This is a genomic window from Paeniglutamicibacter kerguelensis (assembly GCF_017876535.1).
In the GTDB taxonomy this organism is placed as follows: domain Bacteria; phylum Actinomycetota; class Actinomycetes; order Actinomycetales; family Micrococcaceae; genus Paeniglutamicibacter; species Paeniglutamicibacter kerguelensis.
Genome location: NZ_JAGIOF010000001.1, coordinates 1,835,022 through 1,851,014, shown reverse-complemented (window position 1 = coordinate 1,851,014; position 15,993 = coordinate 1,835,022). Strand labels below are relative to the sequence as shown.

11 protein-coding genes are annotated in these 15,993 nt (G+C 62.0%); 5 read left to right on the top strand and 6 right to left on the bottom strand.

The features are described 5' to 3' along the window. Window positions 1–1,480: 1,480 nt before the first annotated feature. Window positions 1,481–2,863 (bottom strand): glutamate decarboxylase, encoded by a 1,383-nt coding sequence (gene gad / locus JOF47_RS08420; RefSeq protein ID WP_245356311.1) that lies wholly within the window; start codon window positions 2,861–2,863, stop codon window positions 1,481–1,483. A 28-nt stretch (window positions 2,864–2,891) separates the two neighbouring features. After that, window positions 2,892–4,961 carry a chloride channel protein gene (locus JOF47_RS21845; RefSeq protein ID WP_245356310.1) on the bottom strand — a complete coding sequence of 690 codons (2,070 nt, stop codon included), beginning with the start codon at window positions 4,959–4,961 and terminating at the stop codon, window positions 2,892–2,894. 898 nt (window positions 4,962–5,859) lie between these two features. Here JOF47_RS21845 and JOF47_RS08405 point away from each other — a divergent pair. The 4 genes from JOF47_RS08405 (at window position 5,860) to JOF47_RS08390 (ending at window position 10,124) form a co-directional block, all read left to right on the top strand. Beyond that, entirely contained in the window at window positions 5,860–6,123 is a 264-nt protein-coding gene (locus JOF47_RS08405; protein ID WP_209997156.1) for a hypothetical protein, read from the top strand. Between the two features lie 603 nt (window positions 6,124–6,726). Then, on the top strand, window positions 6,727–7,860 hold the full coding sequence (locus JOF47_RS08400; RefSeq protein WP_209997155.1) for a hypothetical protein: 1,134 nt from the start codon (window positions 6,727–6,729) through the stop codon (window positions 7,858–7,860). A gap of 245 nt (window positions 7,861–8,105) precedes the next feature. Then, window positions 8,106–8,501, top strand: coding sequence for an HsmA family protein (locus JOF47_RS08395; RefSeq protein WP_209997154.1), 396 nt, complete (start codon window positions 8,106–8,108; stop codon window positions 8,499–8,501). Window positions 8,502–8,636: 135 nt separating this feature from the next. Next, window positions 8,637–10,124, top strand: a complete 1,488-nt coding sequence (locus JOF47_RS08390) for an amino acid permease (RefSeq protein ID WP_209997153.1) — start codon at window positions 8,637–8,639, stop codon at window positions 10,122–10,124. A gap of 122 nt (window positions 10,125–10,246) precedes the next feature. Here the strand turns inward: JOF47_RS08390 and JOF47_RS08385 are convergent, their stop codons facing one another. After that, on the bottom strand, window positions 10,247–11,080 hold the full coding sequence (locus JOF47_RS08385) for an SGNH/GDSL hydrolase family protein (RefSeq protein WP_209997152.1): 834 nt from the start codon (window positions 11,078–11,080) through the stop codon (window positions 10,247–10,249). Between the two features lie 474 nt (window positions 11,081–11,554). Between JOF47_RS08385 and JOF47_RS08380 the strand changes: the two genes are divergently transcribed. Continuing rightward, window positions 11,555–12,268, top strand: a complete 714-nt coding sequence (locus tag JOF47_RS08380; protein ID WP_245356309.1) for a DNA alkylation repair protein — start codon at window positions 11,555–11,557, stop codon at window positions 12,266–12,268. 175 nt (window positions 12,269–12,443) lie between these two features. On the opposite strand, the gene JOF47_RS08375 is transcribed toward JOF47_RS08380, so the two are convergent. The 3 genes from JOF47_RS08375 to JOF47_RS08365 all read right to left on the bottom strand — a co-directional run bounded on the left by JOF47_RS08375 (window position 12,444) and on the right by JOF47_RS08365 (window position 15,976). Beyond that, window positions 12,444–13,802 carry a DUF3100 domain-containing protein gene (locus JOF47_RS08375; RefSeq protein ID WP_209997151.1) on the bottom strand — a complete coding sequence of 453 codons (1,359 nt, stop codon included), beginning with the start codon at window positions 13,800–13,802 and terminating at the stop codon, window positions 12,444–12,446. Beyond that, window positions 13,799–15,019 carry an amidohydrolase gene (locus tag JOF47_RS08370; RefSeq protein WP_245356308.1) on the bottom strand — a complete coding sequence of 407 codons (1,221 nt, stop codon included), beginning with the start codon at window positions 15,017–15,019 and terminating at the stop codon, window positions 13,799–13,801. The genes JOF47_RS08375 and JOF47_RS08370 overlap by 4 nt, the downstream gene beginning before the upstream one ends. 78 nt (window positions 15,020–15,097) lie before the next feature. After that, window positions 15,098–15,976, bottom strand: a complete 879-nt coding sequence (locus JOF47_RS08365; protein ID WP_209997149.1) for a MurR/RpiR family transcriptional regulator — start codon at window positions 15,974–15,976, stop codon at window positions 15,098–15,100. Between the last annotated feature and the right edge of the window lie 17 nt (window positions 15,977–15,993).

Below are 15,993 nucleotides of genomic sequence, written 5' to 3'. Positions count from 1 at the left end.
CCACCGGCCGGAAGTCGGTTGCGAGGGATTTCTTCCCTGCCGCAATGCTATGTTCGGCTATTCGTGAGGGCAAGGACAAGGCTGAAATGCCTGCAATCACCGCTTCAAGGCACGGGCATCTAGGGGAACCTAGACACAATCCCGTTCATCGGCTCGCCGCAAGGTGGACCTTGCGGTGAGCCGCACTCGGGACTTGCAAAGGTGACGGTAGTCGTCGATTCCCGCCATGGAAGGAAAGCGGAATGCCGGGCCTATCCAGAGATGATCTCTCGCTGTGGCCGGGTTTTTCGTATCCGATTGGGGAAGGGGGCCTAGATCGCGGAAACGATCCAGATCACCAAGGCAATGGCCACAAGAACACCCACAATTGTCCATACAATGTAGCTTCCGCGCATGGCACTTACTTCCGTTCTCTTCGTTGGTAGGTCCCATCTTCGGCTCATGGGATTTCCAATTCAAGGCTGAAATTTCCAGCTGCCTGCTCCGTACGTGACGGCTTCTTGAACCAAGACCTGGAATGTCCAAAGTAGGTTTTGGGAGACACTTCGAGCCGTAGTCCAGTAGTGTTCCCTTCCATGGCACTGGGACGGTGATCCGGAGTCGCATCAGTGGCGCCGGCAGAAGCAGTGCAGGCCACTTCGGAAATTCCGTGCAGGCAGGGCAAACGACGGTGGGATCCGGGCCCCTTCCAGGAGACGCGGGCAAAGCCGCCGGCCAGGTCCCCACCGTCCCGTCTCAACAAAGCCATCCTTTGACTGGACAACCCCTGAGTGGCAAAGTCCATCCATATGTGGAGTTCAGTCAGGGCGAGTGCAAAGTCGCCAAGCGGCCCCGTGAACAGTCCCGGATTTGATGCCACTGTTTTTGGGAAAATTAGCGGCAACGAACCCGGGACAGTTCATACTGCGTGGGCACCGCTTCCAGAAAAGTTGCCAACTAGTTTGGAACCTCCGGGGGATTCAAGTTCGGCAAGATCCGCATGGATTGGGGGTGACAAGTAGTTGGAAAAGTGCCAAGTACCTTGGAATCTCACATCCACCGCTAAACGCAGTATGGGTCCGGCTCCAAATAGAGTCGGACCCATACTGCGTTGTGGGTGTTTGCCGATCGAAATTAGCGGTCACAGCGCACGGTGGCCATTCTCGGAAACAAAGTATTTCAAGAACGGGTCGAATCGAGAATCCTGCGGTGCTCTTGTTAACTACGATTGGTTCTGGCACAAATTTCGAGAATGGTGACAGCGTGCCGCTTCGGCCGGATCTTGTTGCGACAGGGACCTGTTGCCGGTACTGTTCCCGCACCCGGACAAGGTGGTGGCGGAGCCGGCCGATAACCTGTTGTCGGATCCAGGTGGACTACGGCGACCGCCCCAGATGTTACGGAACCTCGACCGGTTCCACCGCCAGGCCGGGGAGCACTGTAGATGTGATGTCGGTTCCCGCCGGTTGCGTCGGGCCCGGTGTTTCACCGTTGCACTGGGTCAATGGCCGGGTCCGGTGATGATCTTGTTTCGTTCGGATTCATGCGCGCCGCCCTTCTTCGCCAGCGTGGAGCACGCCTCTTCGATGTCTCGGGCGAGCGTGTCGACGTGCTCGCGGCTCAGCGTTTCCTTGGCCAGGGCCCGCATGATCGTCACTTCTTGGGCGTTCGGCGGCATGGTGTATGCCGGCACCATCCAGCCGCGCTCGGCCGCGAGCTGCCAGGCAATGTCGAACTCGTCGTAGTTGGTGTCGTCGGCGAGCCGGAACGCGACCAGGGGAAGCTGCTCCTCGTTGCGGCCGATGATCTCGAACAGGCCCATGGCGTCCAGCTTCTCGGCGAGGACGCGGGCGTTGGTCTGCATGTTCTGCATGATGTAGGTGTAACCGGCGCGACCATAGCGCACGAAGTTGTAGTACTGGGCGAGAACCATCGACGAGCCGGTGGAGAAGTTCAGGGTGAAGGTCGAGTCGGTCTTGCCGAGGTAGTTCTCCTCGAAGACGAGGTCCTTGGCCAGGTCGGCCTTTTCCCGGAAGATCAGCCAGCCGATGCCGGGATAGACCAGTCCGAACTTGTGCCCGGAGACATTGATCGAGCGGACCTGCTCGAGTCGGAAGTCCCATTTGGAGTCCGGGTAGAGGAAGGGCCAGACGAACCCCCCACTGGCTGCGTCCACGTGCAACGGCACATCAAGGCCCCGCTCATGCTTGATCCGTAGCAGTAGGTCGTTGATGCCGACAATGTCGTCCTTGTGCCCGGTGAACGTCGTACCCAGCACAGCTGCGACACCGATGGTGTTCTCATCGACATGGGGCTGCACGTCGGCCGGGCCGATCGTGTACTTTCCCGGCTGCAGGGGCACGATCCGCGGCTCCACGTCGAAGTAGCGGCAGAATTTCTCCCACACGACATGCACGTCGCCGCCGAACACCAGGTTTGGCCTCGACGTCGACGCGCCGGCGGCCTCGCGACGCTTGCGCCAGTTCCACTTCAGCGACAGGCCGCCGAGCATGATCGCCTCGGACGATCCCTGGGTTCGGGCTCCCGTCGTCTCGCCGGGCGCGTGGAAGAGATCGGCGAGCATCCGAATGCAGCGTTGCTCGATCTCGGCCGTGCGGGGATATTCGGCGTGGTCGATGAAATTGCGGTGCAGGTTCGTGGCGATGATCCGCTGGGCCTGCGGCTCCATCCATGTCGTCACGAATGTCGCCAGGTTCCGGGCCGGATCACCCTCCAGCGCCAGGTCCTCCGACACGAGCCGGAAAGCGTCCTCAGCAGGAATGCCGGTCTCCGGGAACTCCCGGGTCGGAACCTCTTGGGTGACGAATCGGTTGCCGAACAGCGCAGCGTCGGCATCGGTCGGCTGGTAATTTTCTGACATCATTTCTCCTTCAGGGACTGTTGAAAATGGGTTACGGATGCGTTCCCCGGTCCGCGGGAACCGGGGCGTCGGTGGATTCTGGACGCAGCATCAGAATCGCGCCGGTGAGGAAGCACAGGGCTCCCACGAATGTGCCGAGATTGGACAGCTCGGCGTTCCAGACATCGCCGCTCGACGGTATGACAAAGGCCGCGACAGCTGAGATGCCGAACGCAACAGAGCCGGCCACGTTGATCACCGCGATCTTCCACGTCCGATGCCATCGCCGGCCGGCAATGGCGCGACCGGCATCTCGCAACGCCACACCGCTTGCAATGAGGAAAGCGATTGAACCCAGGGCATCGGGTCGCCACACCCGCTGCTCGGCCAGCTCCGCACTGAGATTGAGCTGCAATGCGTTTGCCGTACTCCAGTTGAACCACAGCGTGCCGGCAAGTTGAACCGCGGCGGCGAGCCAACCGAGATTATGCGGCGCCCATACCCAAAACGAATGGCGCCGCGTGGCACCCACGGCCGGGAGCGCCTCGACGGCTCCGCGGTACTGCAGGAACGCCGCAGAGGTGAAGAACAGCGAACCAACGAAAAATGTGGCTGCACCCAAGCGCAATCCCACGGCCTCGGCGTACAACGGCACCGCACCCAAGGCGAACAGGCTGGAGCCAATGATGAACAACCAGGCGATCCACCGGCCCTGTATGGTCGAACGGCTCACCTTCGAGATCTCAGTTGCATGGTCGGCCCTCGAGGGAGCCCAATGTTGGACGCTGCCGACATCGTCAGGCGCCACGGACGCCCTCGGGCCCGGGACCGGGAGCACAGTGGTGATCACGAAGGCCACCGCCACAGCCACCACCACCTGGGGTGTCACGGCCACACCGTCCACTCCCAGCAGTAGCGTGGCCAGCAGCGTGGACGTCAACGGCAGCCGCAGCATGGCCGCGCACATGGCTCCCATGCCCATGCCGATCCCTGATGCGAGATCCATTCCGGGCAATCCACTCGCAGCAATACCGAGGGCCGCTCCGATGAACATCGCCGGGAACACCGGCCCACCACGAAATGCGCTCAGCGAGAGCCCGTAGACCAAGGTCTTGCACGCGATCAGCAGGACCAGCACGGCAAGCGAGTAGTCGGCGGCCTGTTCGACCAGCTCCGGAAGTTCGTCCTGCCCCGAGAACAACACCTGCGTGAAGCTTTGCCCGGAGATCAACTGGTACGCCATCGCAGTAAGGCCGATCAGTAAGCCCAGCGCAGACGTCACCAACACCCGGTTCAGATGCACGACAGGACGAAGAGACAGCGCGACCCAGCGGATCAGCCATCCCAACAGCGCGCCGACCGCGCCCATGACCACCGCCCAGCCCAAAGCCGCCAGCGTCGGCGGCACCGCAGGAGGCACCACGGGCAGCGCCAGCGAGAAGCTGCCCAACCCGGTCCAGCCGTCCAAGCCGACGAACACCAGTGCCCCGACGCCAGAAGCGAGCAGTCCGGGCAGGGCCACCAGACTTAGCGTCATTCCCCCGATCCCGGCGGCCTCCATGATCAGGAATGCACCGAGCACGGGAGACCCGAGCAGGGTACTGACCGCTGCGAAGCTGCCAGCCGACGCCATGATTGTCGGGGCCATCGGCGGAGCGTCCTTCTTCACCAGGTGCACCGCCAACGCCCCGAGGCCGCCACCGATCGCGACCAGCGGACCCTCCGGTCCGAGCACCGCACCCAGGCTGAGCGTGGTCAGCGCCGCGAGAACGATGCCCACGAGTTCCCGACCGCTGGGCGGACCGCCGCCCATCTTGAATCCGAAAGCGGGTGAGTGGCCCCCGGTTCCCGGCAGGTAGCGGATGGTCAACGCCGTCAACAGCCCACACAGCACCAACCACGGAACCGGCCACCATGCAGGAGCGGGACCTCCGAGGACTTGACCCGGCAGCTCGACGAAGACGAACCGCTGGAGTGCCGCGACCAAAGCGAGAAAACCATACGCAATGACCGAGATGGGAACCCCCAAAACCGCTGCCAGCACGAGCGCAGCGATGTAAGGCTTGGAACGAATTACGGCGACCGGATCGATACTGGGCGGCGACGCGGCAGGCTCGCTCATTCCCTGCACCTCGTCTCGCCTGTGACGATTCGGGTGACCCCGAATGTTCTTCTTCTAGATCGGGTCGACTTGCCAAGCAGGCCACACCGCGAGTCACCGATGCTCAACGAGCAGATCATTAGGCTGCCCTCCGGCACCACGTCACCGATGGCTTCCCAATTCGGCGCGGAGACAGCCATCGTCCGCCCGAAAGACGGTACCCAGCAAACGGAGGCGCCGAAAGGACCGAGAGAACGGGTTCGGTGCGCCGGTGGAAACAGTCGGGCATCCCTTCTCCTTCCGCTGGCCGTCCGTTAGACGGCGGGAGCCCTCAGCGAGGTCTCGCAAGCGAGAGAGGCTGGTCAATCGCATGTTCTCCAAGCTAACGCTTCCAGTGGGGGAAGTCCTCACCCGACGAGGGTGAAAGAGAACCAAAGAACACCGACGTCCTTTGCGGACGTCGCACGGAGTGGAACCCACTCACTGCCGCGTCGAGGTCGACTGGTGGCAGCGTCGTGCCTCGCGACGGACCCATCGACAGGCCTAGGGTTCCTACGCTTCCTGCAGCCGGTCGCGGAGGCCAATGCTAAACCGCTTGGCTGCTTTCCAAAATGGTGGGGCATGCCCGCTGGTGGTCTGTGCGGATTGGCGGCGGGCCGTTTTGAACGGGCATGATGCTTGAATGTTCATTCGCGATCCTGGCCATGCCGGACGCAACCCACTGGGTCCCTGCCAAGAAGGCGAGGCACATGCATGAATAGGAACGTGGTACAGCAGAACTATGGCAAACACAGTGTGGAAGTTCTGGTAATACGTTTGTCACGGGGTCGAGGTATCTGCAAAGGCTTCCTCAAATCTTGAACTGAGCAAGGACTGAAGCAAGGATCAATAGCATGCATGGAATTTGTGCAACTAGAAGATGATTGATCCTGCAAGGGAGTATTTCGTGGGTTCTAAACGAAGAGCATCATGGGCGGTGGCCTTTGGCGTAAGCCTGAGCGCACTGGTATGCGGAGCCATTGCCTTGTTCAACGCGGGCATCGTTGCTGACGAAAACAACCTCACCTCGAATCCGCAATCTGCTCTGTGGTTGATGTACGGTATCGGCGTTGCGGGACTGCTAGTTACCTTGCCAGGCTGGTTGGCTTCGAGGGCAACCGATACCCAGCGACAGAACGGCTAGTCAAAGAGTGTTTGCAATTGTGCGGACTCGTCGTCTTTTTCCCGAGCCTGTCGCGCTTTCGGCTAGCTTAGAGCTCCTTGCCGTCTCGGTCGCTGCTGCACTCACCGTCCGCGGTATTCCTTTCGATCGCAACGGGCTCTCGACCTCGTTGCGATGAGCCATGAACCTAAACTTCGGTCTGGGTAACAGCCTCGACCATTATCCAAGGAGCCAGTCTCAACAAACCCGCATGCTCGTGAGATCACCGCGCATCAGGCACCCAAGCCATTGCGGTAGGCGAGAACCCGGCAGATAGCCTGCGCATCAATACTTAGCGGTGGCTCCATAGTGATTTGCATTCGACAAAGCAGACTCGGTAGACACGATTCTAGAATGCGAGAATGTTTCCATGAAGGCCCTGGTTGCAGCATGAATCACACGTACGCGCTGGTCAGACCGCGTGAATAAGAATGGACTGCGCTTCCGCTGCGTCCCTCCAGGGCCCGCCAATTGGTTGTTGCCTGCCTACTGGCCGTCGCAACGACAGTCGCGGCTTTCATTGCAGACCGCGGCTGGGAGACAGTCGAAGAAGATGCGTGGGACGGTCCGTACCGGTTTGTTGACATGTTAGGTCTTTCCGGGATTCTCATGGCAGTGCTGTTTTCCATCGGCGGTTGGTCCTTTGGGCGGTTATCCGTGGGTATGGCTCCGCTTGTATTGGCCTATGCCGCCATACCGCACACCTTGGACGGATATGCCAGCGCCCCGATCTGGTGGGCAGGGACGATCGCGGCGACGCTCTGGTTTCTGTTCCAGGTTGTGTTCTCCGTGAGGCAGCTTCGAGCCGTCCGCACGCTTGCCAAGCGATCAAGCACGGGCTTGACAGCTGAAGTTGGTCCGGCCGCCAGCGCAGCGCTGAGAAGCATCGCGAGAGAAAGCATCTTCTGGGCGACAGGTCTTAGCATTGCGGCAACCATCGCGGGGATCGCAACCTTCGGGGTTCTGTCCACGGAGCTGGGGCATACCTACGAAGAGCTGGAGGGAGGGTCGTTCTCCGATTACCTGGCTACGGCTGCGGCGATCCTGAGCATTTTGGCGATTATTCAATGGGTTCGTTGCGGCTGGCGGGCGATCGCCCGTACGGTCGTCGGCAATCTGCTCTGGCAAGTTTCGCCAGGGCTGGGTCCTGTTGAAGGATTGTTGTCCCCAAAGGAACATGATGCCGGCATGCTTCCATTTGCACACGCTCAAGCCACCCCGGGGTGTACCTGTATTGAGGAGTTCTTCCGTTCGGACCCGTCAGAAGACGAGGAATTCCTTGAGGGCGATGGAGTTCTCGCCGCTGCGTACTGTCCGGCCCACGGAATCGACCAGGTTAATTCCCTGACTCCCGAGCAGTTCCGTTCAAAAGCTATAACCACGTGGTTTTGGGATGAGAATTCTGCCGAACCAATCTCAGAGAACCTCGAAGCCGATAGGTGCCTGCTCATCGGTTTCGCCGGACATTCCTTTACCGGATTGCCTGCCCAATTCAAGAACGGGCAAGCCGAGACCAACCCTGGCCCGGGCGAACTTGCCGATGAACGTGTACCGGGCACCGGAGCGTGGAGCTGGGAGCCGCCCAAGCCCCCGCTGGGTGGAATACTTGATCGCATTGACCTGCGCCCCGTCGGACTAGGAGGACAGGCGATCCGCTACAGCCATGGTCGGGCTTGGTTCGAAACCGGGAACCAAAACCATGAACTGGACCGCCGCTGAGCTCGGAGCGCACAGTTGTTGGGCCGTTAACGAGACCAAGATATAACAGTGAACTTCCGCTTGCCTGAGCAGTTGGCTAAATACCATGGAGCGGTTCAGGGATTGGGGCAATGATTTTTATGATTCCCCTGAAGATCAGCGTTCAACGTTGCGCAATCGGCGGCCTGAAAATTCCTGTCGTATACGAACGAACATCCTCCATTCGGATGATTCGTCGGATAACCCCTAGTCGGTAGGCTAAATGGATGCTTATGCCTGCGATCATTCTCATCACATCCGCCCTGGTCTTCTACACGATTGGCGTGTGGGCGGAACACCTCCAAAAAGTTCTGAAGTGGTGGCACGCGGGGTTGTTTGCCTTGGGACTCATCTGCGACGCCAGCGGAACTTACCTGATGTCCCAAATCGCGGCATCCGGCGAAGTCCAGGCCGTTGGGGTCGGTGCGGGACTCAATACCATCATGGCCGTCACCGGAGCCGCGGCGTTGCTACTTATGGTGCTTCACCTGGTGTGGGCCATCATTGTTCTGCTGCGTAATCGCGACGCCGAAAAGAAGAGCTTCCACAAGTTTTCCCTTATTGTCTGGGGCATCTGGCTGATCCCGTATTTCACAGGTGCCATCGGCGCCAACATGGGATAACCCTGTCGTGGGCAACTCGCTACCGACGAGTTGCCCACGTTCCCTATGAAGCCCATCGCGCTCTACCGGAGCAGATGGCCCCGGCGTATCGTGAGGTGCAGCACTGCGTGCTTCGTTCCCACACGAGGAGGCATCATGTCATCGGGAATTTTTCGGACGAAAAGCATCGAGCAGACGATGCAAGACACCGAGAAACCAGAGCACCAGCTCAAGAAAAACCTTGGTGCATTGGATCTCATCGTTTTCGGCGTAGGGGTCAGCGTTGGAGCCGGTATCTTCGTCCTCACCGGCCAGGCTGCCGCATCGAATGCCGGGCCCGCCATCGCGTTGTCCTTCCTCATTGCCGGACTCGGCTGCGGATTGGCCGCCCTCTGCTATGCCGAGCTTGCCTCGAGCGTTCCGGCCGCCGGCAGCGCCTATACCTACACCTACGCCACCATGGGTGAACTGCTCGCGTGGATCATCGGGTGGGACCTGATCCTGGAGTTCACCGTCGGCGCCGCGGCACTTGCCACATCCTTCAGCCAGTATCTTGGCGTTATCCTCGAGGGAACTCCTTTTGCCATCCCCCCAGCGATTGCGACGGTGGAAGAAGGCTATCTCAACCTGCCCGCAGGCCTGCTGGTGATAGGCCTGACGATCGTGCTGATATCCGGGGTGAAGCTCACCAGCCGCATTAACCAAGTGGTCACTGGAATCAAGGTGCTTGTGGTGCTTACCGTCATCATTGTCGGAGCATTCTTTGTCAACGTCGCAAATTGGTCACCGTTCATTCCCCCCGCCGAGGCGGCTCCCGAATCCGCGGGCGGTGCCCTGCACCTACCGCTGGTCCAGACCCTGTTCGGGCTGGAACCGAGCGTCTACGGCGTCGGTGGAGTCTTCGCCGCGGCAGCAATGGTCTTCTTCGCCTTCATTGGCTTCGACGTGGTGGCCACCACGGCCGAAGAGACCCGAAACCCACAAAGAAACTTGCCGATCGGCATCTTCGGTTCGCTGGCAATTGTCACCCTGCTCTACATGGCGGTGTCGTTGGTCATCACCGGAATGCAGAATTATCAGGACATTGATCCCGAGGACGGTGCCCCGCTGGCCGCGGCCTTCGTGAGCGTGGGCCTGCCGATCATGGCAAAACTCATCGCCATCGGTGCCTGCATCGGGCTGATCGTGGTGTGCATGATCCTGTTCCTCGGCCAAACGCGCGTGGGCTTCGCCATGGCCCGCGATCACCTGTTGCCCGCGGCGCTGGCCAAGACCCATCCGCGCTTCGGAACGCCCTACAGGTTCACCATCATTGCGGGCATCCCGATCACGATCCTCGCGACTTTCGTTCCGCTGTCGACACTGGCGGAGCTGGTCAACATCGGCACCTTGGCCGCCTTCATCCTGGTGTCCATTGGCGTCATCGTCCTGCGCAAGTCCAGACCGGACCTGAAGCGGTCGTTCAGGGTGCCATGGGTGCCTGTACTCCCGATCGCCTCGGCACTCATCTGCTTCTACCTGATGCTGTATCTGTCGCTCGAGACCTGGATCCGGTTCGTCATTTGGCTGGCCCTCGGGTTCCTTGTGTACTTCACCTACTCCCGGAAGCACAGCAGGCTCAACACCATGGAGGAGAAGCGATAGTGGCCTCGTGGGCGGCAGCATGCAGTGCCAAGACCGCCGGGGTATCCAATGCCAGACGGGTGAGGTGACAAAGGCTCTTGAATCGCGAATCTCCGACTGCCTAGTGCCAGCCGTTGTCCCGTCTAGGCCGACCCGTAGCCGTGGACAGGTCCCGGGGATGGGCGTTTGGCGGGGGGATCCGCAACGGATATGTGTCTGGTGAATCCGCGCAACACCCACGGAACGAGGTATTCCTTGGTCCAGATGAGGTCCCCGGCCTTGGTCTGGCGCCAGGTTTGGGCCGGTAGGGGATCGAACTCGAAGGGCTCGAAGGAGTGCGGAACGTTAAGGCTGTCAAGGACCAGCGCGGCAACTTTTTGGTGTCCGATGGGGGAGAGATGCAGGCGGTCCCGGTCCCACGTGCGGGGATCGGACAGATCCCTCAGCGCCCACAAGTCTGCCACCTTTGCGTCATTGCGTGTGGCGATGGCCCGGAGGCTCTCGTTGAAAAGGGCGATCTTGGATCGGACGTGGCCCAAGACGGTGCGAGGTCCGGAATCCGGGCCGACAAAAATCAACACCGTGGCCCCCGTTGCGCATAATGCTTCTATGGCAGGTTCGACCGCCGCGGCAAGCTTGTCGGGGTCGGCGTCTAGGCGTATGAGGTCGTTCCCGCCAGCCTGAAAAGTCACCAAGTCGGGGGTGAGGTTTATCGCCTGGGCCAGCTGCTTTTCAACCACCTGGCGGACCTTGACTCCACGGATGGCCAGGTTGGCATAGGAGAAGTCGGCTTGTCCGCGGCTGAGTTCCCTGGCAACGTAGTCCGCCCATCCGCGGTAGCCGCCCGGACTCAGCGGGTCGGGATCGCCGTATCCCACCGTGAAGGAATCGCCCAACGCCACGTAGCGGTGCCAGGGGTGTTGCTCAAGGGACTGGGTCAGGTGGACTCCTGCGGGTTCGGGATTGACGTTTCCCATGGCTACCGCTCCGTTCTGTCTACCTGCCTCGAACAACTTTGTGAGCAGGAGGTGCACCTGCCACCTATCCCAGTCGACACCACCGGGACGGCACATGCCAGTGCACAAAGTCCCGAAGCGTGTCGAAGGCTCGATTCAGGTGGGTGATTGCATCGCCAAGGAAGGGAACGGGGGTTGGGATTGGGTTCCGTCGCGTGGGACCCCGAACATGTTGGCCTGGCCGGCGGACGACCAGCACTGCCCTATCACTGATTCACCTGCGCGCGGGCAAGATCCAGGCTCCCTATGCATAAGTTCAGGTTGAAACGAAAAGAGCTGACTGAATCCGTGGTTCACAGTGATTCATTCATGCTTCTTCCTCATGCCATGGCCTATATTGACGAATTCGCGGCATATGCCGAACCCTTCCATCAGTATTTGTGGCAAGGCAATGCATCGAGCAACATGCCTTGTGGAACCCCGGCTAGGGTAGGAATGGAAAACAACGAGGAAGGCGTGAGCATGGCCGACAACACGACGATCAATCCCGCAAGCAGCGTGGCGGAGATCCAGACAGCACTGGAAAGCCTGCATGACCCGCGGATCCTTGCGGTGAACGAAAAGCATGGCAATGACCATGCGGTAAACCTGACCAAGCTTCGCGGGCTGGCCAAGCAGATCAAGACCAACCAGGAACTGGCCATCGGTTTGTGGAACACCGGAGACTCGGACGCCCGCTTGCTCTCCTTGTTGATCTGCAAGCCCAAGGCGTTTGGACTTGAAGAGCTCGATGCCATGTTGCGCGAGGCAGTGGTTCCGAAGGTCCAGGAGTGGCTGGTCAGTTATGTCGTCAAGAAGAGCCCGCATTGCGAGGCGTTGCGGCTGCGATGGTTCGACGACCTGGACCCCGTCGTCGCCAGCGCCGGCTGGGAACTCACGGTAACGCAGGTCTCCAAGAATCCCGGGCTGCTGGACTTGCCCCAGCTTCTGGAAACCATCGAATCCGACATGAAAAATGCCCCTGATCGCCTGCAGTGGGCCATGAACCACACCCTGGCGGAGATCGGCATTTCGCACGTGGAGCATCGTGAACGTGCCCTGGCCATCGGCGAGAAATTGCAGGTGCTGGCCGACTACCCGACGCCCCCGGGGTGCACCTCCCCGTTCGCGCCGATCTGGATCAACTACATGGTCGGCCGCCAGGCATAGTTTCGTCCTGCCGATGTCGCGCTGGCGGCTCTTTTTGCCGGCGATTGACGGTTCCCGTGCCGGGACACGAAACTGCCCACGGTTTGGCTGGTGCCATGCCGTGGGCAGTCTCGTTGGGCAGGAGGCCTGGGGTTACCGGAACAATCGCCCGTTCACTCCCGAAGGCCGGGGCCTGTCACCAGTAGCCGAGGGCGAATTCCGCAATGACCACCGAGAGCAGGAAGGACGCGGTGATCGCCACGAGGCCCACCGGGATGATTTTCCAGCCGATGGTCTTCAGCAGCGGCACGTCCTTGCCCAGCGACAGGCCGGCCAGCGTGAGCATCACGGTGGCGATGGACAGGAAGTCGACGGCCGAGACGAGGTCGGTGAGTGGCTTCGCGGCGAAGAACCATGGGCTGGAGACGTAGGCGCCGATGGTGGTGATCCAGATGATGGATGAGACCTTGCGGGAGACCTTCTGCAGGAACAGACCCAGCAGGACCAAGCCCATGAGGACCGCATAGCCGCCCACGATGTTCCAGTGCACGCCCTTGGCCGCCACAAAGGCGGTGCCGAGGCCCAGCACTGTCAACACGCTCAGGGACAGCCACAGGGGCAACTTGACCTCGGCGGATGACTCGGCGACCTTGTCGCGGAAGGCGCGGTTGGCTTCGGCTTCGGCGGCATCCTCGGTGATGGCCGGTGCTGCTCCGGCGGTGGCCGCCGCGGCCGCGACCGGGGCGGCTGTCTTCTGCTTGCGGGTCAGCAACTTGTAGAACCTGTCGGCCAGCGGCAGCGAGACGTAGATGCCGACATACACGCCCAGGATGGTGGTGATCAGGTTGGACACGGCGGCCATGCCGAGGATGGCCTGTTCATCGCCCGGGTAGGCGTCGACGATGCTGGCCGCGGAGGCCGCCATCATGGAGCCGGACCCCACGCCGGCGCCCATGGCCAGGGCCAGCGGGTTGAAGACGCCCCAGTTGGCCACCAGCGAGGTCAGCAGGGTGATGAATACGGCGCCAAAGAGCGTGCCGAAGACATACATTGCCAGCACACCGCGGTACTGGTCGGAGTCCGGGCCGTACTTTTCCGAGACCATGGCGAACGACGGTTCGCGGTCCAGGGAGAAGGTGGCGCCGACCGTTGCCTTGCCCATGCGCAGCAGCACGGCCAGCGGAAGGGCCAGGAACACGGTTCCCAGCAGGTGGCCGATTTCCTGCAGCAGCAGTGCCGGGCCGGCCTTGACCAACACGGGCAGGCTGGGCCCGATGTTGAAGGCGAGCCGTGCCACCAGGAGCATCACGGCGACGCCCACCAGGGCGGCGGCAACCTTTTGCAGGTCAAGACCCAGCGGCTTGAACTTCTGGATGGACACCAGCAGGCCTAGGATGAGGCCCCAGACCATGGGGAAGACGACGATCGAACCGATGCCGATGTCGAACTTGGCCGAGCCGATGAACTGCACGGCCACGCCGATGACAAGGGCCAGCAGGGCGATGGGCATGGTTTGTTTGATTCCGGCCATTGCCGGTGCGGTGCGGGTGCTCATGCGCGGGAGTCCTCGGTGTCGCGGGAGTAGGCGGCCGCCATGAAGCGGCTGCGTTGGGTGGGGTTCGTGGCTGCGTCGGCCGTGGTCCAGGCCAACGCCTTGGCCGCCTCGAACATGACGTCATACGCCGCCGGGGTGTCGGCCAGGGCCGCAAAGGCGTGGGAGTGGATGCCGACATCGGCGCCCGGGATGCTCAGCCAAGGATGCAGGCTGGGGATCACTTGGGAAATGTTGCCCATGTCGGTGGACCCGCCGCTCATTCCGGCGGCCGGCGTGGTGTCCTTGCCGAAGACCTCCATGGCGGCGATCCAGTTCGCCGCCAGGCCGTCGTCCTGCAGGAGCGGCTCGTACAGCGGTTCCGTCGGTTCGATTTCCAGCGTCGTGCCGGTGGCCAGCGCCGCACCCTCGAAGCAGCGGCGCACGCGGACCAGCAAGGCCTCGTAGGCGGGCATGGTGAAGGCCCTGCATTCGAATTCCACTACGGCGAGTTCGGGGATGATGTTGGTTGCGTGGCCCGCCTCGGCAACGTACGCCGCCACCCGGTGGTCGCCCGGGATTTGCTGGCGCAGCAGGCCCACTGCCACTTGGCTGAGCACCGCGGCATCGGCGGCGTTCACGCCCAGGTGCGGTGCGGCCGCAGCATGGGACGCCTTGCCGGTGAACGTGGCCCGGTAGCGTCCCACGGCCTGGGCGCTGGTTCCGGCGGGGTTGTATGTGACACCGTCCTGGACCGGGTGGACCATCAGCGACAACCCGACACCGTCAAAGGCGCCGGCCTCCAGCATCAGCGACTTGCCGCCGCCGTGCTCCTCCGCGGGGGTTCCGATGGCCTTGAGCGTGATGCCCAGCTTGTCGGCCAGCGGGGCGAGCGCCAGCGCCGCGGCCACGGAGGCGCCGGCGATCAGGTTGTGTCCGCAGGCGTGCCCGATCTTGGGCAGGGCGTCGTACTCGACGCACAGTGCAACCGTCAGTTCGCCGCTGCCCGCGGTGGCAGTGAAGGCGGTGGGCAGCCCCGAGGTGCCGGTTTCCACCGTGAAGCCGCCCTCGCGCAGCAGTTCCGTGATGCCGGCGGCGGCACGGACTTCCTCGAAGGAGAGCTCCGGGTGGGCGTGGATGTCGCGGGCGAGGTCATGGACCTTGCCGCGCCAGGACTCGACGCCGGCGGCCAGCTCTGCGTGGACGTCGGCACCCGCCCGGGTGGTGTCGGTGGGATTCAAGATGGTGTCTCCTGGGGATAGGGAGGGGGTTGGATGGATGGGGATTCGGGACATGGGTTGCTTTGGGAGGAGCGTGCCCTAGTCCAGGTGGATATCGAGGTCTTTCCAGAGTTGCTGGGAACGGCGGAGGGTGGCGAGGCTGCGTTCCGGATGGGCGGCCTGCATGCCCGCCAGCAGGCCGTACACCACGGAGGTGGTGGCGGTGACCGACTGGAAATAGCCGATGCCCTCGGAGGGGACCACCAACAGGTGCTCGGCGATGTCGGCCAACCGACCCCGACGCGCGTCGCTGATGCCGATGATGGTGGCGCCCGCACGGTGTGCGGCCTCGGCGGCGGTGATCTGCTGCCCGATGGGGCGCCAGATGTTGACGACAACCATCACGTCACCGGGTCCCAGCGTGTTGGTGCTGGTTGCCAGGTGGACGCCATGGCGGCTTTCCAGGGAGATTGGGTAGCCCATGGTCGCTCCCAAGTGGGCCATGACCACGGCCGGTGCGGCGTACGAGCCGTGGGCGACCACGAGGATCGATCGTGCGGCCGCCAGCGTGGCGATCGTGGCTTCCACGTCGTGGGAGGTGTTGGTCTCGAGCGTCAGGCGCAGGTTTTCGATGTCCCGGGTGAGGGCGGCCAGAAGCGGGTTGCGATGTTCGCCGTGCTGGACCAGCGTGTCCTCGCTGGAGATCTTCGCCAGGTACCGCGAGCGCAGTTCGCGCTGCAGGTCCGGCCAGCCCTGGAAACCCAGGGACTGAGCGGTCCGGACCACGGTCGAGTTGTTGACGTCCGCGTGCAACGCGATTTCGGCGATTTCCGCATAGGAAGCCAGTTGCGGATTGCGCATGACGACGTCTGCCACCCGGTTTTGGGCCTTCGGCAGGGCCGTCTTGTTCAGGATGTCATCCAGCCAGTCTGCGCCGGGCGGGGTGGCTGACTGCTCAGTGGGTGTTATGTGGGGCACATTGCAATTATGGTTGC

What these genes read in the sequence shown, in the direction of transcription:
- JOF47_RS08395 (WP_209997154.1), top strand. Translation starts at nt 8,106, where the DNA reads ATGCTTATGCCTGCGATCATTCTCATCACATCCGCCCTGGTCTTCTAC.
- JOF47_RS08375 (WP_209997151.1), bottom strand. Translation starts at nt 13,802, where the DNA reads ATGAGCACCCGCACCGCACCGGCAATGGCCGGAATCAAACAAACCATG.
- JOF47_RS08380 (WP_245356309.1), top strand. Translation starts at nt 11,555, where the DNA reads ATGGAAAACAACGAGGAAGGCGTGAGCATGGCCGACAACACGACGATC.
- JOF47_RS08385 (WP_209997152.1), bottom strand. Translation starts at nt 11,080, where the DNA reads ATGGGAAACGTCAATCCCGAACCCGCAGGAGTCCACCTGACCCAGTCC.
- JOF47_RS08390 (WP_209997153.1), top strand. Translation starts at nt 8,637, where the DNA reads ATGTCATCGGGAATTTTTCGGACGAAAAGCATCGAGCAGACGATGCAA.
- JOF47_RS21845 (WP_245356310.1), bottom strand. Translation starts at nt 4,961, where the DNA reads ATGAGCGAGCCTGCCGCGTCGCCGCCCAGTATCGATCCGGTCGCCGTA.
- JOF47_RS08400 (WP_209997155.1), top strand. Translation starts at nt 6,727, where the DNA reads ATGTTAGGTCTTTCCGGGATTCTCATGGCAGTGCTGTTTTCCATCGGC.
- JOF47_RS08405 (WP_209997156.1), top strand. Translation starts at nt 5,860, where the DNA reads ATGATTGATCCTGCAAGGGAGTATTTCGTGGGTTCTAAACGAAGAGCA.
- gad (WP_245356311.1), bottom strand. Translation starts at nt 2,863, where the DNA reads ATGATGTCAGAAAATTACCAGCCGACCGATGCCGACGCTGCGCTGTTC.